Origin of the sequence: Nonomuraea typhae (genome assembly GCF_009760925.1) — a bacterium.
Taxonomy (GTDB): Bacteria; Actinomycetota; Actinomycetes; order Streptosporangiales; family Streptosporangiaceae; genus Nonomuraea; species Nonomuraea typhae.
Map to the genome: position 1 here is coordinate 139,763 of NZ_VRLV01000016.1, position 21,712 is coordinate 161,474.

Here is a 21,712-nt window from a genome sequence, read left to right on the forward strand (position 1 = left end):
TTGGATGGTGTGGGACATGCGGGCGGCCCGGGTCTTGGCGGATGAGGGCCGCCTTCAACATGTCCGGAGTCGTCACGACGTTCTCGTCACGGCGAATAGCGGGTTGACGGTGTGCTGATTGCCACGTAGCCCCTCACGGACGAGCTGGGCCTTGAACAGCAACTCGGGGTCGCCGGGGCGGACCAGCGTCTTGAAGCGCCGCTTCCCGCCGTGGATGCCAGCCTCGTGCAGGTACAGGAACGGCTTGCCCTTGTAGCTGGGCTCGAAGTGCTGAGGCCCGTCCTTGTAACACTGGCGCTTCTGGTCCCACGGGCCTTGGCGGCGCTGGTCGATTAGGTAGCCCTTGCTGTACAGGTGCTCGAAGAAGACACGTTCGCGGACTTCGCTGAAGTACTTCTTGTGGAACTTGGTCAGGGTGATGCCGGGGCCGCCCTCAAACTCGGCGAATTTCCGCTCTACGACTTCGGCGCGTTCCTCGGCCTTGTCGGCGCGGGCGGCCTCCAACTCGGCGCGCTCTTCCGCCTCGATGACCATGTACGCGAGCTCTTTACGGGACGGCTCCCGATGGACGGCTGCGTGGCCGGCCTCTGCCTGGTGGGTCTTGACCGCGAAGTAGGTCTGGGCGGCGGCCACCTCGGGCTTGCGCGGGTCGCAGTTCATTCCCACGAGGTAGGCGGCGTACCGCGTCAACCGGTAGTCCTTGGCGGCACGCCCAACCTGACCTGCATTTTTGCGGGCATCCGCAAAAATGGACTCCACATCGGCACCCACGTTGGCGGCAGCCAGCTTCGCCCGCTCTACGGCATCGTTGAACTGTCGCCACTGTATGTAGCCCATGAGCGGCATGAGGTCGCGGGCAAGCCAGTGCTCGCCAAGTTCGTCTGTTCGCTTGATCGAGTCGAAGGGCGAGTTCATCTCGACACCTCTTCGCCAAGTACCGCGGCGATGTCAGCGGCGCGGAATCGGTACTGCTGGCCGCCCGGGGTCCGAACTGCCCGGAGCTTGCCCAAGCGCGCCCATTCCACGACGGTCTCGGGCTCCACTTCGAACAGCTCCGCAACTTCGCGGGTCTTCATCAGGCGCCTTGAGCGCGATATCTGATCACGAGGGTCGGCGCCCACGAGAGCCTCCAAACCGGACATCTCCACGGAACTTCATCCCCGGGGAGACCTCCCCAGGGAACTTATGGTTAGACTGAACCTCCCCAGGGAGGTGTGTCAAGGGGTGAGTGAGAGTTAACAGGCTGCATGTGGCCTCCCTGTGGAGATCCCCCTAGGCTGGTCGGGAGGGTCGAGCGACCCCTCTGATCAGGAGGCTTGTAATGGCGCGATCTGTTGCCCAGGAGATCGCGGACGACTTGAGGGATGAAATCCAGTCCGGGCGTCTTGCGCCTGGCGGGCTGCTGCCGTCTGAGCGAGAGCTGATCGCGCGCTACAAGGTCAGCAAAACAACCGTGGCAAAGGCGTTGGCGCAGCTCAGGGCAGAAGGTCTGCTCGTCAGTGAGGTCGGGCGGGGGGTCTTCGTGCGCAGTGTTCAGCGACTTCGCCGATACGGCACGAAGCGGCACTTGCGCTCCGGGCGACCAGAGGGGACCGCCCCTCTCGAAGCGGAAGCCCAAGCGCAAGGGATGGTGCGAGAGCGGCACCTACTTGAAGTCGCCACTATTCCTGCCCCACGAGAAATCGCCGAGCTGCTCGGGGCTGATGAGGGGGCTGCCCTTGTCGTGCGCCGACATGTGCTGACGATCAACGGAGAGCCTGCCCAGATTGCGGACAGCTATTTTCTGGCATCCCAGGTTACGGGAACCATAATTGCGCAATTGGAGCAGATCTCCGGCGGGGTCCATGGCGAATTGGCCGAACTCCTCGGACACCCCCAGATGAGAGCAGTTGAGGACCTAATCGCCCGCATGCCTACACCGTCGGAAGCCGAGACGCTCACACTCCCGCCAGGGACTCCGGTTGTTGAGCTCACTCGGACGATCTACGCCGACGAGCGGCCGGTCGAGGTGACGAAGTTTCTGTTTGACGGCTCCCGGCACATATTCACCTACGACGTCCCGATGGATTGACATCGCCCTGTGCCAGTACCAGCGGAATCGCGTGACGAGCCACATGCCGCGAGTTACCGTCGGAGCATGGCCAAGGATGACGACGAGCAGAAGAAGCCAAAGCGACACCGCTGCGGTGCCTGCCTCGGCGAGGGCGGCGAGTGGGTCGAGGGTAACGGCCAGCCAGGCAAGAAGAAGCAGTGGGTGAAATGCCGCGCCTGCAAGGGAAGCGGTTGGCAGGATGCCTGACGCGATCAACTGCCCCCAGTGCGAAGGCCGCACTTGGGAGGCGCTCGGTACGCTCCGCATCGAGTGCGCCTTCTGCCATGGCCGCGGCACCGTAGGGGGGCCTGATGACCCAGAGGAGAACCCTCCTCTCCCGCCGGCCGAACCGCCACCTGCGTGGGAGCACAAGATCTGGCACGACATAGGAACGACGACTCTGACCTGCCGCTACTGCCTCGGAGCGCGTGTGGTCACCCACTACAACGAAGAACGCCGCGTATTGCTCAGCTTGCCGTGTCCGGCCTGTTCGACGATTTAGCTCGCAGGTGCCTGAGCGGGAGATCCGCGACGCAGCCTCACAGAGGAGATCGAGCACGTGCCTGATGAAGCCACCAAGCCAGAACGTCCACCCCTCGTCGCCGCCATCGTCACTTGCGAGCGGGGCGTCTTGGTGGGCAAGCGCAACGACGGGACGCCGCCTTGGACCTTCATTGCGGGTGAGGTCGAGCCCGGCGAATCCCTGGCAGACGCGGCTGTCCGCGAGGTCAAGGAAGAAACGGGTCTGCGAGTGGTGGCGGCCGAGAGGGAGATCGCGCGTCGGATCCACCCGAAGACTGGTCGCACGATGATCTACTTGGCGTGCTCTCCCACAGGGAAGACAGACGTGATCGTTGGAGATCCCGAAGAGCTTGCCGAGGTCAAGTGGGTGAGTCTGTCCGAGGTCGACGAACTGCTGCCAGGCATCTTTGAGCCTGTCCGCGAATACCTGTCGGAGCAGATCGGTAACCAGGTCTGAGGCGTGGAGTAACTCGAGGAGCCCTCTATGTCCGTCCATGAGCTGCCGCCCCTGGTGCGGAACGCCGCCATCCGCCACAGCAAGGAGCACCGCGAGCGCGGGGGAGTCCGCGGCGCACTCGCCTCGGAGCTGGCCGAACTGGGCTACAAGCTGCAATCTGACAACACCGTCGCCCCCGGCAAACCGCCAGCCGACGTAGCAGCTGTGCTGGGCGTAGACCCAGACGAGCAGAGCGTCGTCGTCCGGGCCCGGTACATGCGGGCGGAAGGCGTCCCGATCCAGATCGCCACCAGCTACATCCCGCTCAGCATCGCCGAAGGGACGCCGATCGCGGAGGTCGATCCCGGTGTGGGCGGCATCAGCTCTCGTCTGGCCGAGCTCGGGCACGGGCAGGCCCGCATCACGGAGCGCATCAGAGTGCGCCCGCCGACGCCGGCAGAGGCTGCCTTCCTCCGGATGACCGAAGATCAGCGCGTGTACTACATCGTCCACACCGGCTGGACCGGTGACGACCGCCCGGTGAAGGTGAACATCTACGTCGCTCCCACCCACCAGTGGGACCTGGTCTACGAGTACCCCGTCGAACCAGGAGCGGAGTAGTAACAGCGGCAGGAAACGGGGGACAGGCTCCCGCCGTTCACGTACGTTCAGCATGATCGGCCCTCTCCTTGATAGGGGTGCCGGTTGTTGGAGGACCCCGCCGGCGTTGCGAGCGCTGGCGGGGTCTTCTGTTGTTCATGGACTTGGGGTCCGGCACGGCGCGAGGGAAGGACGTGGACGCCGCGCCGGACGATGGGTGGTCCCGCCCACCCGGAAGGACGGGACCACGATCTCTAGGAGACCCTCGGCAGCAGCTGCTTCTTGGGCTCGTGTCGTCCGTAGGACTGTGATCCCTCGATAGGGCGTTTCGGGCACTCGATCTGTAGCGAGACGCCGGCGGGCGGCGGGCTGTTGAGGTCCGTGTACCAGCCTTCACCGTGTTTCTGGATCGTGTTCTTGCAGTACCGGCAGGTGCCGATCTCCTTCGGGCGGGTCACGTGGTCCCTCATTCCGGGTCAAGCGGGTGGCCCCGTCCTCGCCCCCTCCGGCCGAGGCGCGGGGCCACCCGTGCCCCTGCCGATAGGTGAATCAGCAAGGACGTCTGTGGAGTTGCGCGGCCCCGCCCCCGGGCCGCACTGGGCGGGGCCGCTGGGATCCCGGCGTTCGGCGGTTGCCGGGAGGTGGAACCGCCTGGCCCGCGAGCTTGCGGCGATCACACGGGCCAGACGGGCTCAGGGGTGAAAGCCCGGCTCCTGTCTGGCCTCCGCATCTGCACACCCCAGCGCGAGGGAGACCAGGGACCAGGAGCCGGGCGGTCTGCGGTACTGCTGCGGGATCTGGGCGGACTCCTGCTGGAGCCGTGCCCGTCGTCGTTCCTGCTCGAAGAGTTGGTCGGCGAGGTCGTCGATGTCGCCGGTACGGATCATGCTTTGGCAGCCGGGCGGCGTGAGCTTCTCCACCCTGGTTGCCCAGAAGTGATCAACGTGGGTGATGGCCCACTGGTCGTATTCCAGGCGGAGGTCTATGAGGCGGCCGGCAATGGCGTCGTCGTGCGGGATCACGATGTGACCGCCGGCAGTGAAGGCCGTGATGTGGCTGCCATCGGGACTCCTCCGCTCTGCAGATGCGGCTTCCGCGTCTTGCCTATGCAAGTGACTGTAGATGGAGCACACTTGACTAGGCAAGCACTTGGAGAGGATTCCCTTCGGTGTTCAATACAGAGATGGATCAGGTGGAAGCCCGAAGCAGATTCGCGTCCGCCAGAGTCGCCAGACTTGCCACCGCCGACCGCGACGGCGTGCCACACCTCGTGCCCGTCACCTTCGACGTGGACGGCGACACGGTGGCCTTCGTCATCGATCACAAGCCGAAGAAGACCCTGAACCTCCGCCGGCTCCGTAACATCGCGGACAACCCGCGCGTCTCCTTGCTCGTCGACGAGTACGCCGACGACTGGAACAGCCTCTGGTGGGCACGCGCGGACGGCACCGCCGAGATCGTCGAGGCCGGGGCGCGGCGTGATCGGGCGGTCGGCAGACTGTCGGAGCGCTATGACCAGTACCGTGAAAACCCGCCGCAAGGCCCAGCGGTGCTCATCGCCGTCTCGGCCTGGAGCGGATGGGCGTACACCGCATGACCACGACGGCAGGAGGCACGGTGAGCGCACCCTTCCGGCGCATCGCTGCCGAACTTCGCAGACAGATCGCTGACGGCACGCTCGCGCCTGGAGACCTCGTCCCTTCGGAGTCCGAGCTGGTGGCCCGGTTCGGGACCTCTCGCGAGACCGTCCGGAAGGCTCTGAACGAGCTGAAGCGCGAGGGGCACATCCAAAGCACGCAAGGTGCTCGGTCGCGGGTGCGCCGACAGGCGCCCACCCTGATGCAGTCCACAGGCGCGGTCTGGCGGCTGCGGCGGGAAGGCGGCTCTCCCAACTTCAACGCCCAGATGGCGGCGTCCGGCCAGAAGGCGGAGCAGCGGCTGCTCTTCGTGGAGATCGTGGAGGCGGTACCCGAGATCGCCGAGCGGCTCCAGATCCCCGATGGGGCCAACGTCGTCATGCGGCGGCTGCTCTTCTTCGTCGACGGCGAGCCGGTGCAGCGAAGCGACGGCTACTATCCCGCCGCCCAGTTCGCCGACACGGCGATCGCACGCAACGAGCGCATCGCGGGCGGGGCGCTGGCCTACGTGGAGGATGTGATGGGCCGCCGCATCGCCCGCTTCATCGATCGGATCGCCGCCAGGCTTCCTCGCCCCGATGAGTGCGTCGACCTCCGGATCGATCCGGGCGTCCCGGTGGCTCGCACGTTGCGTGTCGCCTTGGACGAGTCCGGAACTCCCGTCGAGGTGTTGGACACGGTGGCCATCGGCGAACGGCATCTGTACGAATACGAGATCGACGTTCCGCCGGCCACAGCCTGAAGGTGCGGCGCCCGATCTCGTGACCTGAGGGCTAGTAGGCGGTCTTGGTCCTTGCGCCTACTGTCTTGTGCAGGACGCAAGGCATGGCTCGGTCTCTGCTGGCGCGGCGACGCGGCCCGACACCCCCGGCTAGGGAGGTGATTCCGCGCCGCCGCTTCCCGACCTCCCCTACCCGATGCGAGCAGCGCTCACACACAGGACTACCTGGGTCTACCTAGTACCACCTGGGACGTGCCTGGTGAACTGGGGGAGTGATGGGCTCACTACGTTCGGTCCATGATCAGAAGGTGGGAGCCGCAGTATGAGTGGCAGCGGGTTGCCGATGCGCTCCGCGACCGCGTGAAGGACGGCACCTACCGCCCGCAGGGCCGCATGCCGGCCATCCACCAGATCCAGGACGAGTACGGGGTCGGGCGAAACACCGCCCTCCATGCGATCAGGTCGCTCGTCGAGGAGGGGTGGCTGGTCATCAAGCCGAAGATCGGCACCTACGTGCGCCCTCGCGAGGAGTGGCCTACGAGCCAGGACGAAACCTGACTCTCTGGATGAGGCTGAGCTGCTGGGTCAGGATCGCGGCGAGAGCCTCGGCGCTGGGCTGGACGATGTAGCGGTGGAGGCCGGCCATGGCCGGCGCCTCGGGCGAGGTGGACCTGATCGCGTACCACATGCCGGCCCGGCTGCACCCGATGCGCCAGGAGGGGAATGTCTGGCGGAGGGCGGCGAGCTGGCGGTGGGCGAGTTGAGCGGCTGCCGGGTCAGGACTGATCAACGTAGCTCCTGAGGCTCGAGGTGCGAACTTGCAACTCTAGTACGCACGTTCGAGGCAGCCTATGTGGCGCTTCGGTAAGTCTCGTCTTACCGCTCGCTGCGCCATCGCCATGATCAAGTGGGAGCAGAGTGGGAGCAGACGGCGTCGCTCACCGTCGTTTCCGGTGGTGTCTCGTGGTACCCCGTCGCACCCGATATCGCCTCTGACCTGCGGCGGAGCGTGCTGAGCAGGGGTGGGCCATGACGGAAAGCCCTGTTCACACCGAAGAGGTCACTGGTTCGATCCCAGTATCGCCCACCAGGTCAAGAGGGGTTTCGGAGTAGATCCGGAGCCCCTTTTGCGTGTCTGAGAAGTCGAGGGGAGCCAATCGGGGAGCCATCTCACCCGGACTCTACCCTTCGGCTGTCGCCGAAGATGGTGTTCATTGCGTCGGCACCCTTGGTGATCACGGGCCTGAGCTGGTGGCGGTACACAGCTTCCGTGACGCTGGTGCCCGCGTGCCCGACGAGATCGGCGATCGTCTCGATGGGTACGCCTTGATCGCTCATGATGGAGACGAACGAGTGACGCAGTTCGCGGGGGGACCAACCGGTCCCGAGCCCTGCCGCCTTGGTGACTCTGCGGAAAGAGCGCCGGACGTTCGCAGCGTCCAGTTGGCTGCCTACGCTCGTGCAGAACACCAGGTTGTGAGCCTGCCACGCTTCGCCGACCTTCAGCTTCTGAGCGGCCTGGCGTGTGTGGTGTAGTTTGAGTGCCTTCGCGGCTAGCTTGGGCAGTTCCAGCGTGCGCCGCGACTTGCGGGTCTTGGTGTCACCCCCTTGTCGGACGGTGCGCCATACGTAGATGGCGAACTTCTTGTGTTTGAAGCCGACTTCGGTCACCGGTCGCCAAGACTTGATCTTGGGTACCCAGGCGACGACGTGATCCCAGCACAGTGCGCGGGCTTCCTCGGTGCGCACGCCCGTGGTGAGGCTGAGTACGACATACGCATTCAGGGCTGACGAGGCTGCGGCCTTGAGCAGCGCATTGGCTTGCTCGTACGTGAGGGCCTTGCTGGGCCGGCCGTCCAGACCTACTGGTGTGGCGGCCAGTTCGGCAACGTTCCTGAGGACCTTGTTGCGGGCTTGGGCTTGCCGGATAGATCGTTTCAGGATGCTGTGAACCTCGCGTAGCGTCGTGGTGGCGAGCTTGGTAGCGAGTCCGTCAAGCCACTCGTCCACGTCGTCGGCGGTTAGGCCCTGAAGCTTGCCGGCCCCCAGCTTCGGTATCACGTGTGTTTCGGCGAGTCCGGTGAGCTTGTCGATGGTCCCATCGGATCGTCCCTTGAGGCCCTTGGCAAGCCAGTCCTTGACGGCATCGCGCACGAGGTAGTTTTCCGATGCTGTGATGCCCGCCTCAAGATCGTCAACGACCTTGATCAGCTTGTCCTTGACTGCCGTCTTGGTCTTGCCTTTGCGCTTGATGCGGTGGCGCTTCCCGTTGGGGAGGAACCCGAGGGAGATGGCTCCGGTGTAGCCCCCTCCCTCGGGGTAGATGGTCGCTTCGTACTTGCCGATCAGGATTTTGGCCAAGGGATCACCCCTTCTCATGACGGTTGAGGTACTCCTCGATCGCCTTCCTGATCACCCACGACACATCTCGTTCCTGCGACTCTGCGTGCCTGCGGAGACGGTCTTTCAGCTCCACATCCACCCGGACGGGTGGCAGAGTCGTTCGGTCGCGCGTCATTGACGGCTTCCTTTCGTGTCATGCAGTTATCAAGAGGCGTTGTACCGGTGTGCGCTGCACCCGGTTATGTAGAACGTTGTAGCACGTTGCTCTACGCCTCGTCTACGGGTTCGAGTGAGGTTATGAAGTCGGCAAGGTGCTGATCCGTGATCCGGCGAAGCTTGCCGATCTTGATGCTTCTGAGCTGTCCAGTGCGGAGAAGGTAGTAGACCTTGTCGCGCCCGATGCTCAGCATGTCGGCCACCTGCTCGACTGTGTATGCCTGCAAGCAACATCACCCCTCTCTCTGGAGTCGGCGAATGTGGTTCCATGCGCGGCGGCCGGCTCTCAGACGTAGGCCGGTGGCGTTGCAGCGGGGGCAGAAGCGCCAGCCACGGCCGAACAGGTAGGGGATGCGGCCGGTGCCTTTGCATCGGGTGTGTTTGCGGAACGGTCGGGCGTAACACAGGTAGATGTAACGCAGCGTGAGCAGGATCGGGAGCGCGATGACTGCGGAAGCGATGAGCGTGTCTGGGGTCAAGAAACCACCTCCTGAAGGGGTCCAAGGGTTGGCCGCAGGTTTGGCTGCTATCTGCTACCGGCCTGGTCAGATGGCCTTTCTGGGTGCTAGCGGGGGTGCTTCCGGAAGCAGGGCCGGTTGCTTCCGGAAGCACCATTCCCGATCAGTCGGTGGGTTGGTTCTGGTTACGTTCCGCTATGGCGCGGGCGAGTTCGGCGCGGTAGATGCCGCGCCTGGTGTGCTTCTTGCCGTCGATGCGGCGGCCGATCGGTCCGACCTTGACCCCGAGCGGTTTGAGTGCGCTGGTGAGTTGTTCGGAGCGCCACCCCCCATAGATCGGTGGCCGCAGTTCGGTCAGCCGTTCGCACAGGAGCATGTTCCACGCGGCTTCCTCCTCCGCCGGCCAGATACGCGCGAGATCGGACAGCAGGTCGTACGCGGGCGGGTCGGGCCGGGTCTGCGTGTCGGGGGCGGGCATGGTGCCCGCGGCTACCCGCATTGCGATCGCCCGGGTGATGACCTGTTTTGCTTGGTCGGCGTTGACCTCGAAGCTGCGCAGGGCGGCGGGTTTGCCGACGCCGACGACGATGCCCCACCCGGCATCGCCCGGTCCGGTGTCGTCACCGGGCTCGAACACGGTGGCGCGGTATCCCGCCTTGTACATGCCGGTGCCGAGAATCATGTCGTTGGCGACCTGATCGCGGACCGACATGCATACGCGGGTGTTGACGTTGCGGGTGATCCCTGTGGGGAGGCTGTCCTTGTCCGGGATCTGGGTGTCCAGCAGCAGGATCACGCCGAGCGCACGCCCGAGCTTGATCACCTTTTCGCACAACTCCCCGGCTTCGGCACCGTAGACGGGGTGCTGGAACAGCTCTTGTACCTCGCTCAGGAACACCACGAGCGGGTGCAGCCCCGAGCCTTTGCGGGAGGCCAGTTCGGGCGTGACCTTGTTCTCCGGGGCCATGCCGAGTGCGTGATAGTGGGCGATTCTTGCGGCGCGCTGCTGGCACTCGGTGTGATACAGCCACTTGATCAGGGCGGCAGCCCTACCGATGGTGTCGTCGTCCTGGCCGTCGCCGTACTCGGCACAGACCGGCTCCACCACCGCGAAGTCACCCACGCCCTTGAACGAATACCCGCGTAGCTCAGCGCGCGGGTCGAGGCTGGCGGCCAGCACCAGCAGCCGCAGCAGGAACGTCTTACCCGACCCGGGCTGACCGCCGACCAGCCAATTACGGAAGATCATCATGGCGTTGACGATCTCCATCCGGGGTGTGACGAAGATCGGGAACGACGTGAAGACGTCCACGCTGCCGCCCTTCAACAGCGGCCACGCGGGTGTCTGCGTCTTGCTGGCCGGTTGGTAGCCGACCCACAGTGCCAGCCGCCCGGGATGGCCTGGGGCAGGCTCTGGCCACACCTGATCGAGCGGGAGCCGCATGGCAGAGGCCAGTCGCCCCCGCCGCGCGACGACGTCGGATGCCTCCACCCCGAACGGGAGATCGACGATGGCCAGGTGTCCCGGGCCGTCGCGGTGGATCTCGCTGGGGAAGCTGATCGCGTGCTGGTCCTTGGCAACGGCCTGGTTGATCGCCGCGATACCGATGCTGAGCAGCGCACGGCGCACCAGCTCGGCGGTGAGCTTTCGATAGCGCGGGCTGTGGCTGACGCGGTCGGTGATCGGCTTGTCTTCCGGACGTCCGGCGCGCGCCAGGATCGGGGTGAGTGCGGCCAGCACTGCCCACGGTGCCCATGTCGGCACGTTCACGTCCAGCAGGAGCAGGCTGGCCACCGTCGCCCCGGTGAGCAGGCTGAGCAGGAGTAGCACCGACCAGCGCCAGCGTGCTTGGCGCTCGCGCTGCTTGTCCAGCTTGAGCCAGGTGGCGGCGTCGTTACGGTTGGCTGCGTCCTGCCGCATCTCCCGGTTGTGCTCTTCCGCGGTGGCCCAGCGCAGCACGCCGGCGATACCGGAGATGACCCCGACCGGCGCGTACAGCAGGGTCTTGGCCGCGTATTTGGGCAGGCGAACCGTGTGGTAGCCAAGCACGTACGCGGCGTCCCGGGCCCACCAGGCGAGCATGGCGCGTCTGCCTGCCCTCGTGCGCATCCACGGCGGGATGACCGGGGCGCGTCTGCGACCGGACTCGGATCTGTCCGGGGGCACCTCGTTGCCGGGGGGATCGACCGGCGGGCCGATCGTGCGCCGATTCTCGGGGACCGATTCCCGGTCGTAGAACGCGCCCTGGTCTGCGCCCTGCTCGTCGGGGTCGGGCACCCCGTCGCCGCCCCGGGGGCCGGAGCTAGCGGCACGGTCGGGTGGAGCGGCGTCGGGGGCGGTGCCGAGGCTCGGCGGGCGGGTGGCCCAGTCGAACCCGTCCAGCGGCACGCCGTTGCGCGGCGTGAGCGGCTGGTCGGCGGGGGTAGGGCTCATTGGCCACCACCGCCGCCGGTGCCGGGGGCGTGGCGGGCGTCGGCGCGCTGCTGGGCGGCCAGCTCGTCACGGATGTAGTACAGCGGGTCGTGTTCGCGCTCTTTGTGGGCGGCCAGGGTGGCGCGGATGGCCGCGATCAGGTCGGCGCGGCGGCGGCGGGTGGCGGCCAGCTCGGCGCGCAGATCAGCTATCTGGTTGATCAGGTCGGGCGTGTCTGCCAGAGCGGCGTGTATGTGCTGCCACATCTCGTCGAGAGCGGGAGCGCCCTGGGCGAACGCCGTGAGGAGGCGGGCGGCGGTGGTGTTGCGGGTGGCAGCTCCTTGCAGGTCAGTGGGCGGGTATGGGTGGCGTTGGGTCACTAGGCATCACCTTCCTTCGGTCGGGGTCATGGACCGCCGGTGATCCAGCCGAGTACGGCACGGATCACGCGGCGGATGTCGGGGGCGAGCGCGGTAGCGGCCAGCAGGAAGCCGAACAGCAGCGCGGCGATCGCGTGCCAGAGCTTCATGCCTAGGTAGCGCCAGGCGATCAGCACCACCACGCCGACCAGGAGCACCAGCGGGACAGACACGTTCACGGGGGCTTCACCTCCCTCTCAGTGGGGCATCGGCAGGGGGCAGGGTCAGATGCCGTCGTGGCGGGACTTGCGGCGGCACCAGCGCCAGCGCGCGCGGCACTTCGAGCAGCGCCGGGTTCCGTGGTCGGCGGGAGCGCCGCACAGGCAGCGGCCAGCAGGAGGATTGGGCGGGGTTCGCATCGGGCTTCACCTCCTCTCCGAGCAGGAGGCGTTCTGGTGGCAGTGGTGGGCGTAGGTGCCCAAGACGCATCGGCTCAGCGCTCCGCTGGGGGCGTGCCGGCGATCATCACGGCGAATGGCGACTACCAACGCCATGAACAGGGCCAGAGCGCAGATTGACCCGACCACGCCTAGGGCAGCGGCGAACAGTGCCAGGTCCATCGCTCACGCCCCCTCGTCGCCATCGAGGGAGATCACGTCGCAGTAAGAGGTGCGCGCGGCGTGGAGCGTCATCCGCTCGCGGGTGATCATCCTGGCCTCGTAGCCCACGGGACCGAAGCTCACGCGGGTGAAGTGGTGCCCGTCGTTGACGGTGACTGTGGTCCCCAACAGGGCGGCGATGCGGTGAACCTCTGCGATCGCCTCACCGTCGTTGGTGGCGCCGGTCTCGTAGCGGGTGTAGATCGACATCGTCGTGTCGCTGTACCTGGGGACAGGCACCTGAGGGTTGGTGTCGAGCAGCGCGGCAAGGGCGCGCAATCCGTTGATCAGCTCGCGGCGGTCAATGCGCTGTACAGGGCTCATGTGGATCACTTCCTTCCGAGTTCTGTGGCCAGATCCCGACAGGACGGGACATGTTGAGTGCGGTCGGGCTACGCTGAGCAAGTTCCTGACACCTACTCAGCCGGGCTAGGTCGAATGGTGAGCGAATGGGCGCGAGTTCCTCTCCTTGACTTTTTGGTTGTCCGGACGAATTGGCCGCGCAATCGCTTCCCTTTCTCCGGGCCTTCTTGTTCGCCCTCTCTGTACATCTCTCATTCAACGCAAGGTGGATGGGGGATTCCATGCAGGTGCAGTGCAGGCACGGTGCATGAGCAATGCATGAAGCCTGCATCATGGCGCCGATGCCCCTTTTCCAAGGGAGCGCTGTGCCTGTTGTAGACGCCTGGACGGGGCAGCGGGCATGTGCGCTCCAGGCCGCATTGCGCATGAGTAATGAGGCATTCGCGGCGCACCTTGGAATTGGTGTTCGAACTGTTGCCTCGTGGCACGAAAATCTCAATCTGAGCCCACGCCCAGAGATACAGCAGGCGCTCGATACTGCTTTAGAGATGGCCTCACAGGGCGCCCAAGCGCGATTCAAGCTTTTGGCTGGTGCTGCGCTTGATTCTGAGGAAGTAAATCAGGCTGCGGTTCGGCTCACAGAAGACGCCAACTTCGCCGCCGCACTCGAATGGCTGGATGAGGGGGCAGGATGGGAACGCGGCGAAGCGCGTCGCCTGGTGGCGGAGAGACTTTCGTCGCTAAATCCCATTGTTATCCAGGACAAAGCTCGTGCGCGGTCGAGAATCTCACGGGTTCAGATAGCGCGTGGGCTTGCGCGTTACTACGAAGCCGGCGTCGGTGAATATCGCTCCTATCGAGCGCATGTCGATAGCAGGGTAGTCGAGACCAGTATTCTGACGAAGGATTCGTGGCTCGATATCAGAGTGCCGCTAGCCGTGGATGACTATCTCCAGTTCAACGGTGTAGTCGATGAATCGGCGTCTCCGATGGAACCCATTGGCTCGCTGGCTGCAGTAAATCGGCTAGCCGTCGCAATTGAGACCAAAGCTCGCCTGGTAAATGCCCCACTCTATCGACTTGAGCGGGTGGACGTTGAGCCGGGGAGAATCGAAGGCGCCCTAGGGGTGACGAGATTCGTTAACTATGCGCTGACCTTGGATCTTATGGAGGCCGAGCTTATCGACGCGCTGGCTATGGGCGTGGACACTGCCCCTGGCCAGCTGCCGTTGCGTGACCGGTATCTCCCGGACGTCTCATCGGTCGTTGATGTGGGGCGCAGACTTTGCGCAGGGGGAACGCCAACGGTTTTCGCCGTTGCCAGACCTGGGCGTAGATTGCGCCGCGACGCTCCAGACTACCTGCTGTTAATTCAGGAACGCTCAGGACACGTACTGAATGCTGCACGCCGGCTCGCTGTCATCCCCAAAGCATTCCATGGGCCGCTGGTGGATTACGGCAATGATGCATCCCTCCTCGCGACAATAGAGCGCGAGATGGAGGAGGAGCTTTTTGGCCGCGATGATGTCGATTCAACTCTCGGTGAATTCATGGACGCGGATCCGATGCACCCTAGCCGCCTCTCGGAACCCATGCGCTGGCTGCAGGATCACTCCAGCGAAGCAGATTGGCGCGTGGAATGCACCGGGTTCGGCTTCAACCTAGTGAGTGGCAATTTCGAGTTCGCGAGCCTCATCGTCATCGAGAACGAGGAGTGGTGGGCGCACTTCGGCGGACACATCAAGGCAAATTGGGAATCACACGGCCTGCGCAGGTATTCGACGCTCGATCGCGCCGCGCTTAACGGGCTAATCGCTGATCCAGCATGGAGCAATGAGGGCCTCTTCGCATTGACACAAGGATTGCGGCGACTGGCCGAGATTGACGACTTACGGGTGAATGTTCCGACCATAGAACCGATAGCGGGTGGCGAGAGTGGCCGATAACTGGTACACCGGCAATGCTCACGATGATTCCGAGACCAACAGAGGATGGATACTCGGACACTTCATGGATCCCATAGCAGGCGGCGTCCGCCGTACTGAACACCTTGAGGTTAAGTGGGGAATCCATCCTGCTGGTCAGACACGCCCTGAGTGGGCCCCAGGTGACGGCCGCACATGCCTCGTGATTCTCGTTGAGGGACACTTCAGCGTGGATATGTCAGTCGGAACCGCCACACTGACGCGACAAGGTGACTATGTTGTGTTCGGCCCTGGCATCGATCATAGCTGGCGGGCTGAAACGGACTCGACAGTGATCACCGTGCGCTGGCCATCGACTCCATAGCCGATCACCCGCCGCGAACATAACGGCCGCTTCCATGCCGCGCGATGATCAGCCCTTCGGCCTCAAGTTCACTCATTGCGCGCCGCACAGTATTGCGGGACGCAGAGTAACGACGGCGTAGATTTGCCTCGCTCGGTATGAGGCATTCTTCTGTTAGTTCACCTGCGCGGATTTGCTCCCGAAGATCGCGTGCAATCTGCTGATAGAGGTGCGGTGTGGAGCAAAGGCCACCTCTGACCATGCGACCTTTCGCTGGTATCGTTATTATCAGTCCCTCACGCTCAAGAAGGCTAAAGGCGCGCCTTACCGCCGTGCGCTTGACATCAAATTCGCGACACAGCGCCGACTCTGACGGCAGCAGTATGCCCGGCTCATATGATCCACTGTTGATTCGAATGCGCAGGTGGCTGGCGATTGACGTGTAGCCCAAGCGTTGCAGATTCATACATCACCGCGCCTGGTTACGGGCTTCCGGCTGAGAAGTGGCTGTGTAATCAGGCAGGTTAATAAAAGAAATTCTCCAAGCTTTAGGACTTGGGAGGATCTGGCAGTTCATGGATGGCTCCTGACGGTTGTATGGAAAGGGCCTCCGGGTGGGATCACCTGGCGTGCCCGGAGGCCCTTTCGGGGCGGCCCTGACGTACAGGCCGCGCCAGGGATAAGCGACCGCCAAGGAAACGCGGTCGCTTGGAGGGGGGCTTGGCCCCGCTTCGGAGGAGGGGAGAGTGCCACCCGAAGCGGGGTGTGAAAAGGCGCGTGCTCCGTTGACGTCCATAGGGGGCACGCGCCCGGCTCAGGGCAACGCCGCATGGCGAGTGCTCTCATAGGTCGGCTCGGCGGGCTCGCCGATAACGGGGAGGATGTGCAAGCCGCACACGGACGCGGGCGTGATCTCTGGGGGAGTGCACGGCCGCTCACCTGCCAGGGGCGGGGCACAGATGCCACATCGAAAGTTGCCACAATGGTTGAGGCAGTGTCTCAACCCACACCAGTGGGCGGCCTCGCACCGGTGCCGTGGTTCGGAGGGGGCGCCGGCGGGCGGAGGGGGCGGCATCACGAACGGCTCGTCATCAGCCCCCGCTCCAAAGGCACAAGGCACGATGATGCCGGGCGGAACGTGCATCACGGCATCGCCCTTCCTGAATTGGGTTCGGTGGCGCCACGTCCGTATGTGGGGTGCTGCGCGGCAAGCTCGTTGTACCGAGCGGCGACGAGGGCTGCGGCGGTTGCAGGATCGTCGGCGGGAGCTTGGGCGTAGATGGGACGTGCGCCTTGATGGCCGTTCATCCACGTGAAGGTCTGGGCATCGCATCGGACGGTGAGTCCTCCCCAGATCGGCACCCACGCACAGGTGCGGCTGAGGGCAAAGACCTCACACTCGATGCCTCGGGCGGCCAACTCGTGTACCAGGCGGTTGGCGACCTCGCGGAGGACAGGGCGACTCGCCGGTGGTACGGACTCATGAGACCGCGAACGTCCAGCACGTAGCTCCCTGACGGGGTCTCTCCGTACGTCGAACTCGGGAACTTCCATGTCTTGGATAGTAGACCTGAAATACCTAGTGCACCTAGAAGACGAGCGATGCAATGGTGTGCGTAGTGCACCTATCGTGCTGAGGTGATCGTTTGGAAGCCGAGTATCCCGAGGTGGAAGCAGCTCCATGAGATCCTCGCTGAGCGCATCGAGACTGGCGAATACCCACCCGGGGAGCGCATGCCGTCGATCACGGCGTTGATGAACGAGTTCGGCTTGGCCGTCGCGACGACGCAGAAGGCTGTCGCCAAGCTCCGCGAGGACGGCTTGATCTACACCGAGCCCGGATTGGGATCGTTCGTGGCTGAGCAGGGCAGGGAATCCCCTGACCCGTCGTAACGTGACGGACCGGCGCCAACTCGGCCACCGCCGAATACGACGGTGGCCTGTTGGCTATGGTCAGCCGTGCTCTAGCGAGTCGCGGACGTGCTGCCACACATGTGGACTCACGACGTGAATCTCGGTCGCGTCCCGGAAGCAGGCGGGGTAGAGCAGACTTTCGGGAGCGCTGTCGTTCGGCGTGCTGGGGTCGGGTGTGGCGAGAGCCGGCACCTCGACCACGACGCACCACTCGTCGGGGCCGCACTGGTGCAGGACAGCACCTGGTAGCCATGGCCACGAACCGCGGTCATGGGTCTGGTAGTCGTGCAGGGGATATCTGACGAGAACGGGAGCTTCCTCGGGGAAACGACCGTTGTTGTAGCCAGGACCGTACATGTGGTTCCTCTCCCTCTCCAGGGAGGAGCCACGGGAGCCAATCTTGGGAGCCATCGCATGTCGGCTCCCGCAGACTTCCCGAGCCCTCCCCGGAGCGTTGTGTTAGGTGAGAGGCACCCGATCGACTCACATCGACATGATCAGACTCGCCTGTTTTCCTTCACACCGAAGAGGTCACTGGTTCGATCCCAGTATCGCCCACCACGGTCAAGGGCCGCTTCCTGATCAGGGAAGCGGCCTTTTTGATCTTCAGATGGCTCCCGGGCGTCCGCGGGCGCGAGCACTCTGCAGGGTCTGTTAGAGTTGAATGCAGTTGCAGTTGTGGTATCCCATAGAGACTTCTGGTGCACCTGACGAGCAGGATCGTTCGGGTGCATTTTTTGTTCCCGGTCATCTCCGGATGGGCACATCGCGGCGGCGCGGAGTCCGTGGGCACGGGCTCCGGTTCTGCACCTATCAAAGGGAGATCAACATGGCCGTAGGAACCGTCAAGTGGTTCAACGCGGAAAAGGGCTTCGGCTTCATCGCTCCGGACGACGGCACCCCGGACGTGTTCGCGCACTTCTCGAACATCGTCTCCCAGGGCGGCTTCCGTGAGCTGTTCGAGGGCCAGAAGGTGTCCTTCGACGTCACCCAGGGCCAGAAGGGCCCGCAGGCGGAGAACATCGTTCCCGTCTGATCGCCACGCGTGAACGCCGGGGCCCGCACCTGACAGGTGCGGGCCCCGGCGCGTTTCCCGGGCGGTAGCGGATCAGGTGATCTCCACCGCGCCGCCACCGCCGCCGGACAGGAAGGCCGCCAGCGCGAGCCCCTCCTCGTGTACGGCGGCGCGGCCGGCCCCGGTGAGGCGGTCGTCCAGTGGCGTGACGGTCACGATGTCGTCCTTGACGGTCCAGGTGGCCGCCACCCGGCCGTCGATCAGGACGACCCGTGCCCCGGCCACCGACAGGCCCCGATGCGCGTCGTCGATGATCCGGCTGCGGTCGTGGTAGCCGAGGATCGCGTTGTCGAAGGCGGGCAGGAACCGTACCGGCGCCGGGGTGTCCGGGTCGGGCCGGGGCGCGTCGGGGAGGTCGAGGAGTTCGCGGCCGCGCTCGTCCCGGAAGGAGATCAGTTCGTCGCGTACCGCGGCCACGGCGGCGGGCAGCCCGGCCAGGCCGCACCAGGCGCGCAGGTCGGCCGAGGCGGCCGGGCCGTACGCGGTCAGGTAGCGGCGCACCAGCGCCTGACCGACCGGATCGGCGGCGGCGTCGGAGGCGGGAGGGTCGATGTCGCGGCCGAGCCAGGTGGAGACCAGGGCGTTGCGCACGCCCGCCTTCTGCCGCCACAGGCCGCGGGGCGGCAGCTGGACCATCGGGACGAGGGCGGCGACCACCATCTCGCCGAGCACGCGTGGCCCCGGCGCGGGCCAGCGTCCGGTGAGCGCGCGGCCGATCTCGGTCATCGAGCGGGGCTCGTCGTCGGCCATCACGGCCAGGCCCGCCGCGGCCAGCTCCTCGAGGTCGACCCCGTCGAGCTCGCGCCGGTAGACCCCGAGCATCCGCTGGCGCAGCATGGCGTCGTGGCGGGCTCGCCAGGCCAGCGTGTCGCCGGCGGTCAGCAGGTGGACGGTCCGGCGCATGAGGATGGTCCGCACCAGCGTCCGCTGGAGCAGCAGGTCAGAGAGGTCCGCGGGGTCGAAGGGGCGCAGCCGCGACCACAGGCCGATGAACGGCTCCTGGGGTTCCTGCGCCTGGAGGCCGCACAGATGCGTGACGGCGTCGTGCACCGGGAGGGCGGCCCGATCGAGCAGCAGTTGCCGGGCGAGTGTCGCGCGGTTGAGCGCTCGGGTGGTCAGAACGGTCATGCCGTGGCCGGGCGGAAGGACATGGCGCAGGAGCCTTTCTCGTGGGGAGCCCCACTCTTTCAGCCAATGCGGCAAGGTTGCGTCCGCTATCGCCCCTGGCGCTTGCGCAGGCCGCCCTCGACCAGGCGGCGCAGGAGTTCGCGGCTGCTGACCGCCTCGGCTCCCAGGGACACGGCCCGGGCGTGGGCGGTCTCCGGGACGTCGTAGTGGTCGCGGTCGAAGGCGCGGGGCGGGACGCCGAGGCGGGCGGCGAAGGTGTGCAGCTCGTCCAGCGAGGCGTCGCTGACCAGGTGTGACCACATGAGGCCGCGCGGGCCCGGCCAGTGGGGAGGGTCAATGAGGATCGTCATCCCCTCCATTGTCCGGCAAACGGCTAGAAAACCGGCACCCGGCCGACGGCCTCCAGCTCGCCGAGGTCGTGGACCACCACATCGGCGCCCAGGGAGCGCAGCTCCGCGGCGCGGTCGTCGCGGTCCACGGCCACCACCAGCCCGAAGCCGCCCTTCCTGCCCGCCTCGAGGCCGGGCAGGGCCGCCTCCACGACGGCGGCGCGGGCCGGGGGCAGGTCCAGGCGGCGGCATGCCTCCACGAAGAGGGCGGGGTCGGGTTTGCCGGGCAGGTTCATGAGGGCGGCGTCGGTACCGTCGACGACCAGGTCGAACAGGTGCGCCACCCCGGCGCCGGTGATCAGCCTGCGGCCGTGGAGGCTGGCGGTGACGGCGGCGGTGCGGCAGCCCCGGCGGCGCAGTTCGTGCAGGAGCCCGACGGCCGAGGGGAAGGCGGCCACGCCGTACTTCTCGACCTGGGCCTGGAACTCGCGGTCCTTGGCGGCGCCCAGGCCGTGGACGGTCGGGCTGCCGGGCTCGTCGTCGGGGGAGCCCTGCGGCAGCTCGATGCCGCGGGAGGCCAGGAAGGTGCGCAGGCCGTCCAGCCGGGGACGGCCGTCGACGTGGCGCACGTAGTCGGCGAGGATGTCGAAGGGCGCCGAGCGGCCACGCAGGAAGCCGTCGAAGACGTGTTTCCAGGCGGCCGCGTGCACGCGGGCGGTGTCGGTCACCACGCCGTCGCTGTCGAACACGACGGCGCTGATGGCGGTCAGGTCGATGGCGTGTCCGTTCACATACGTGACGTTACGCTGCCTGTGTTCCGGCTACCAGGCGACCGGCAGTTTCTCCACTCCGTAGACGATCGCGAGCTTGCGGAAGGGCACCTCGCCGGCCACGTGGAGGTTCGGGAAGCGGCGCAGCAGCGCGGGGTAGGCGATGCGCATCTCCATCTGGGCCAGCGGCGCGCCGACGCAGCGGTGGATGCCGTGGCCGAAGGCCAGGTGGGAGCCCATGGTCTCGCGGCTGGGCAGCACCTTGTCGATCTGCGGGCCGAGCTGCGGGTCGCGGTTGGCGGCGGCCAGCGAGCAGAGCACGAGCTGGCCCTTCCGGATCGGCGTGCCGAACAGGTCGAGGTCCTCGCGGGCGAAGCGCGGGAAGGCGACCTGGACGACCGTCATGTACCGCAGCAGCTCCTCGACGACCTGGTTGACGTAGCCGTCCTCCTCGCGGACCCTGGCCGCCTCCTCCGGGTTCTCCATCAGCCAGAGGGAGCCGAGCGCGAGCATGCTGGTGCTGGTGTCGTGGCCGCCGGTGAGCAGGCCGTCGGCCATGCTGGCCAGCGTGCGGTCGTCGAGCTCGTCGCCGTGCTCGCGCAGGAGCTGGCCGAGCAGCCCGTCGCCCGGCTTCTGCCGCTCGCGGGCGACGAGGTCGGTCAGGTAGACCATCGCGTCGTTGATGGCCTGCAGCGACGCCTCCGGCCCGGCCGTGAAGTCGAAGCGGTCGGTGCTGAGCTTGAGGAAGTCCGCTCTTTCTTCGTACGGCACGCCGAGCAGCTCGCACACGACCAGTGACGGGATCGGCAGCGCGAACGTCTCGATCAGGTCGGCGCTGTTGCCCGCCGCCTCCATGCGGTCGAGGTGCTCCTCGACCATCGCCTCGATCCTCGGCTCCAGCCTGCGCAGGCGGCGGATGGTGAACTCGGGGGTGAGGTACTTGCGCAGCCGCGTGTGCTCGGGCGGGTCGCGGAAGCCGAGGCCGCCCGGGTCGTCCTGGTTCGAGCCCAGGCCGATGACGCCCGCGAAGTCGTTGCTGAACCGCTCGTGGTCGCCCAGGACCGCGCGTACGTCCTCGTAGCGCGTGACCAGATACACGGTCTGGTCGCCGGGGATCTCCATGGGGAACACCGGCTGCTCGGTGCGGATCCTGGCCAGTTCGGCCACGGGATCGAAGCCCTCGCGCATGAACTGCACTAGGGGGAACTCGGACTCAGACATCAAACCCATCCTGCCGGAGGCGCAATCGCATTATGTCGGGATAAATCGCCTAGAGATACCCCGGGTATAGATGGTCCCACCTGCAGAGTGGCCTTCGTCCACCTCCTCCACCGCCATGGCTTCCGGGTACGGCGGGCACATCCGGACGACACGTTACGCAGCCGAGCCCGCACCCGTCTCCGCTCCGCCCGCATGCCGGGGGCTTTTGGGGGATCCCGGCCCGGCGGCCAGGGGTCGGGCCAGGGTTA

Annotated in this window: 27 protein-coding genes; 10 read left to right on the plus strand and 17 right to left on the minus strand. The window is 65.8% G+C overall.

Features of this window, described 5'->3' with window-relative positions:
* Positions 1–72: 72 nt before the first annotated feature.
* Both FVE25_RS42835 and FVE25_RS42840 read right to left on the minus strand, forming a co-directional pair.
* Positions 73–915: a DNA replication protein DnaD gene (locus FVE25_RS42835; RefSeq protein WP_157253250.1), complete on the minus strand. Its 843-nt coding sequence runs from the start codon at positions 913–915 to the stop codon at positions 73–75.
* On the minus strand, positions 912–1,076 hold the full coding sequence (locus FVE25_RS42840) for a helix-turn-helix domain-containing protein (RefSeq protein WP_157253251.1): 165 nt from the start codon (positions 1,074–1,076) through the stop codon (positions 912–914). Before FVE25_RS42840 ends, FVE25_RS42835 begins: the two co-directional genes overlap by 4 nt.
* Positions 1,077–1,321: 245 nt before the next feature.
* Here FVE25_RS42840 and FVE25_RS42845 point away from each other — a divergent pair, with 245 nt between their 5' ends.
* The 4 genes from FVE25_RS42845 (at position 1,322) to FVE25_RS42860 (ending at position 3,671) form a co-directional block, all read left to right on the plus strand.
* Complete coding sequence (locus FVE25_RS42845) at positions 1,322–2,071, plus strand: GntR family transcriptional regulator (RefSeq protein ID WP_157253252.1); 750 nt, start codon at positions 1,322–1,324, stop codon at positions 2,069–2,071.
* A 66-nt stretch (positions 2,072–2,137) separates the two neighbouring features.
* A complete protein-coding gene (locus FVE25_RS42850) occupies positions 2,138–2,299 on the plus strand; it encodes a hypothetical protein (protein ID WP_157253253.1) in 162 nt (53 codons plus the stop codon).
* Between the two features lie 352 nt (positions 2,300–2,651).
* Positions 2,652–3,071: an NUDIX domain-containing protein gene (locus tag FVE25_RS42855; protein ID WP_157253254.1), complete on the plus strand. Its 420-nt coding sequence runs from the start codon at positions 2,652–2,654 to the stop codon at positions 3,069–3,071.
* 27 nt (positions 3,072–3,098) lie between these two features.
* Complete coding sequence (locus FVE25_RS42860; protein WP_157253255.1) at positions 3,099–3,671, plus strand: UTRA domain-containing protein; 573 nt, start codon at positions 3,099–3,101, stop codon at positions 3,669–3,671.
* Between the two features lie 233 nt (positions 3,672–3,904).
* Here the strand turns inward: FVE25_RS42860 and FVE25_RS42865 are convergent, their stop codons facing one another.
* On the minus strand, positions 3,905–4,108 hold the full coding sequence (locus FVE25_RS42865; protein WP_157253256.1) for a hypothetical protein: 204 nt from the start codon (positions 4,106–4,108) through the stop codon (positions 3,905–3,907).
* A gap of 234 nt (positions 4,109–4,342) precedes the next feature.
* The gene (locus tag FVE25_RS42870) at positions 4,343–4,672 is read right to left on the minus strand and encodes a hypothetical protein (RefSeq protein ID WP_157253257.1); all 330 of its coding nucleotides are present in this window, start codon (positions 4,670–4,672) and stop codon (positions 4,343–4,345) included.
* A gap of 161 nt (positions 4,673–4,833) precedes the next feature.
* On the opposite strand from FVE25_RS42870, the gene FVE25_RS42875 reads away from it, so the two are divergent.
* The 3 genes from FVE25_RS42875 to FVE25_RS42885 all read left to right on the plus strand — a co-directional run bounded on the left by FVE25_RS42875 (position 4,834) and on the right by FVE25_RS42885 (position 6,566).
* Positions 4,834–5,247, plus strand: a complete 414-nt coding sequence (locus tag FVE25_RS42875) for a TIGR03668 family PPOX class F420-dependent oxidoreductase (protein WP_157253258.1) — start codon at positions 4,834–4,836, stop codon at positions 5,245–5,247.
* A 20-nt stretch (positions 5,248–5,267) separates the two neighbouring features.
* The gene (locus FVE25_RS42880; RefSeq protein WP_181019892.1) at positions 5,268–6,029 is read left to right on the plus strand and encodes a GntR family transcriptional regulator; all 762 of its coding nucleotides are present in this window, start codon (positions 5,268–5,270) and stop codon (positions 6,027–6,029) included.
* A gap of 276 nt (positions 6,030–6,305) precedes the next feature.
* Positions 6,306–6,566: a winged helix-turn-helix domain-containing protein gene (locus FVE25_RS42885; protein WP_157253260.1), complete on the plus strand. Its 261-nt coding sequence runs from the start codon at positions 6,306–6,308 to the stop codon at positions 6,564–6,566.
* Here FVE25_RS42885 and FVE25_RS42890 read toward each other — a convergent pair.
* The 8 genes from FVE25_RS42890 to FVE25_RS42925 all read right to left on the minus strand — a co-directional run bounded on the left by FVE25_RS42890 (position 6,544) and on the right by FVE25_RS42925 (position 12,780).
* On the minus strand, positions 6,544–6,798 hold the full coding sequence (locus FVE25_RS42890) for a hypothetical protein (protein WP_157253261.1): 255 nt from the start codon (positions 6,796–6,798) through the stop codon (positions 6,544–6,546). The genes FVE25_RS42885 and FVE25_RS42890 overlap by 23 nt on opposite strands.
* 380 nt (positions 6,799–7,178) lie before the next feature.
* A complete protein-coding gene (locus FVE25_RS42895) occupies positions 7,179–8,369 on the minus strand; it encodes a tyrosine-type recombinase/integrase (RefSeq protein WP_157253262.1) in 1,191 nt (396 codons plus the stop codon).
* A gap of 4 nt (positions 8,370–8,373) precedes the next feature.
* Positions 8,374–8,526, minus strand: a complete 153-nt coding sequence (locus FVE25_RS57190; RefSeq protein ID WP_157253263.1) for a CopG family ribbon-helix-helix protein — start codon at positions 8,524–8,526, stop codon at positions 8,374–8,376.
* A gap of 91 nt (positions 8,527–8,617) precedes the next feature.
* On the minus strand, positions 8,618–8,794 hold the full coding sequence (locus tag FVE25_RS42905) for a helix-turn-helix domain-containing protein (RefSeq protein ID WP_281367967.1): 177 nt from the start codon (positions 8,792–8,794) through the stop codon (positions 8,618–8,620).
* A gap of 394 nt (positions 8,795–9,188) precedes the next feature.
* On the minus strand, positions 9,189–11,303 hold the full coding sequence (locus FVE25_RS42910; protein WP_219825908.1) for a cell division protein FtsK: 2,115 nt from the start codon (positions 11,301–11,303) through the stop codon (positions 9,189–9,191).
* Between the two features lie 152 nt (positions 11,304–11,455).
* Positions 11,456–11,818 carry a hypothetical protein gene (locus FVE25_RS42915; RefSeq protein ID WP_157253264.1) on the minus strand — a complete coding sequence of 121 codons (363 nt, stop codon included), beginning with the start codon at positions 11,816–11,818 and terminating at the stop codon, positions 11,456–11,458.
* 26 nt (positions 11,819–11,844) lie between these two features.
* Entirely contained in the window at positions 11,845–12,036 is a 192-nt protein-coding gene (locus FVE25_RS42920) for a hypothetical protein (protein ID WP_157253265.1), read from the minus strand.
* 384 nt (positions 12,037–12,420) lie between these two features.
* Positions 12,421–12,780, minus strand: coding sequence for a hypothetical protein (locus FVE25_RS42925; protein WP_157253266.1), 360 nt, complete (start codon positions 12,778–12,780; stop codon positions 12,421–12,423).
* A gap of 344 nt (positions 12,781–13,124) precedes the next feature.
* Here FVE25_RS42925 and FVE25_RS42930 point away from each other — a divergent pair, with 344 nt between their 5' ends.
* A complete protein-coding gene (locus FVE25_RS42930; protein WP_157253267.1) occupies positions 13,125–14,705 on the plus strand; it encodes a transcriptional regulator in 1,581 nt (526 codons plus the stop codon).
* Positions 14,706–15,052: 347 nt separating this feature from the next.
* Here the strand turns inward: FVE25_RS42930 and FVE25_RS42935 are convergent, their stop codons facing one another.
* Positions 15,053–15,493 carry a GntR family transcriptional regulator gene (locus FVE25_RS42935; RefSeq protein ID WP_157253268.1) on the minus strand — a complete coding sequence of 147 codons (441 nt, stop codon included), beginning with the start codon at positions 15,491–15,493 and terminating at the stop codon, positions 15,053–15,055.
* Positions 15,494–16,665: 1,172 nt separating this feature from the next.
* Between FVE25_RS42935 and FVE25_RS42940 the strand changes: the two genes are divergently transcribed.
* On the plus strand, positions 16,666–16,920 hold the full coding sequence (locus FVE25_RS42940; protein ID WP_219825909.1) for a GntR family transcriptional regulator: 255 nt from the start codon (positions 16,666–16,668) through the stop codon (positions 16,918–16,920).
* Positions 16,921–17,770: 850 nt separating this feature from the next.
* Complete coding sequence (locus FVE25_RS42945; protein WP_157253269.1) at positions 17,771–17,977, plus strand: cold-shock protein; 207 nt, start codon at positions 17,771–17,773, stop codon at positions 17,975–17,977.
* A gap of 72 nt (positions 17,978–18,049) precedes the next feature.
* On the opposite strand, the gene FVE25_RS42950 is transcribed toward FVE25_RS42945, so the two are convergent.
* From FVE25_RS42950 to FVE25_RS42965, 4 genes are all read right to left on the minus strand, one after another.
* The gene (locus FVE25_RS42950) at positions 18,050–19,144 is read right to left on the minus strand and encodes a winged helix DNA-binding domain-containing protein (RefSeq protein ID WP_157253270.1); all 1,095 of its coding nucleotides are present in this window, start codon (positions 19,142–19,144) and stop codon (positions 18,050–18,052) included.
* 86 nt (positions 19,145–19,230) lie between these two features.
* Positions 19,231–19,494 carry a DUF4031 domain-containing protein gene (locus FVE25_RS42955; protein WP_157253271.1) on the minus strand — a complete coding sequence of 88 codons (264 nt, stop codon included), beginning with the start codon at positions 19,492–19,494 and terminating at the stop codon, positions 19,231–19,233.
* 23 nt (positions 19,495–19,517) lie between these two features.
* Positions 19,518–20,264, minus strand: a complete 747-nt coding sequence (locus FVE25_RS42960; RefSeq protein ID WP_157253272.1) for an HAD family hydrolase — start codon at positions 20,262–20,264, stop codon at positions 19,518–19,520.
* Positions 20,265–20,294: 30 nt separating this feature from the next.
* The gene (locus FVE25_RS42965; protein WP_246268315.1) at positions 20,295–21,464 is read right to left on the minus strand and encodes a cytochrome P450; all 1,170 of its coding nucleotides are present in this window, start codon (positions 21,462–21,464) and stop codon (positions 20,295–20,297) included.
* Between the last annotated feature and the right edge of the window lie 248 nt (positions 21,465–21,712).

Excerpts from the sequence above, each read along its gene's own strand:
- FVE25_RS42835 (WP_157253250.1), bottom strand. The coding sequence starts at position 915 with ATGAACTCGCCCTTCGACTCGATCAAGCGAACAGACGAACTTGGCGAG.
- FVE25_RS42840 (WP_157253251.1), bottom strand. The coding sequence starts at position 1,076 with ATGAAGACCCGCGAAGTTGCGGAGCTGTTCGAAGTGGAGCCCGAGACC.
- FVE25_RS42845 (WP_157253252.1), top strand. The coding sequence starts at position 1,322 with ATGGCGCGATCTGTTGCCCAGGAGATCGCGGACGACTTGAGGGATGAA.
- FVE25_RS42850 (WP_157253253.1), top strand. The coding sequence starts at position 2,138 with ATGGCCAAGGATGACGACGAGCAGAAGAAGCCAAAGCGACACCGCTGC.
- FVE25_RS42860 (WP_157253255.1), top strand. The coding sequence starts at position 3,099 with ATGTCCGTCCATGAGCTGCCGCCCCTGGTGCGGAACGCCGCCATCCGC.
- FVE25_RS42875 (WP_157253258.1), top strand. The coding sequence starts at position 4,834 with ATGGATCAGGTGGAAGCCCGAAGCAGATTCGCGTCCGCCAGAGTCGCC.
- FVE25_RS42885 (WP_157253260.1), top strand. The coding sequence starts at position 6,306 with ATGATCAGAAGGTGGGAGCCGCAGTATGAGTGGCAGCGGGTTGCCGAT.
- FVE25_RS57190 (WP_157253263.1), bottom strand. The coding sequence starts at position 8,526 with ATGACGCGCGACCGAACGACTCTGCCACCCGTCCGGGTGGATGTGGAG.
- FVE25_RS42925 (WP_157253266.1), bottom strand. The coding sequence starts at position 12,780 with ATGAGCCCTGTACAGCGCATTGACCGCCGCGAGCTGATCAACGGATTG.
- FVE25_RS42935 (WP_157253268.1), bottom strand. The coding sequence starts at position 15,493 with ATGAATCTGCAACGCTTGGGCTACACGTCAATCGCCAGCCACCTGCGC.
- FVE25_RS42945 (WP_157253269.1), top strand. The coding sequence starts at position 17,771 with ATGGCCGTAGGAACCGTCAAGTGGTTCAACGCGGAAAAGGGCTTCGGC.
- FVE25_RS42950 (WP_157253270.1), bottom strand. The coding sequence starts at position 19,144 with ATGACCGTTCTGACCACCCGAGCGCTCAACCGCGCGACACTCGCCCGG.
- FVE25_RS42955 (WP_157253271.1), bottom strand. The coding sequence starts at position 19,494 with ATGACGATCCTCATTGACCCTCCCCACTGGCCGGGCCCGCGCGGCCTC.
- FVE25_RS42965 (WP_246268315.1), bottom strand. The coding sequence starts at position 21,464 with ATGTCTGAGTCCGAGTTCCCCCTAGTGCAGTTCATGCGCGAGGGCTTC.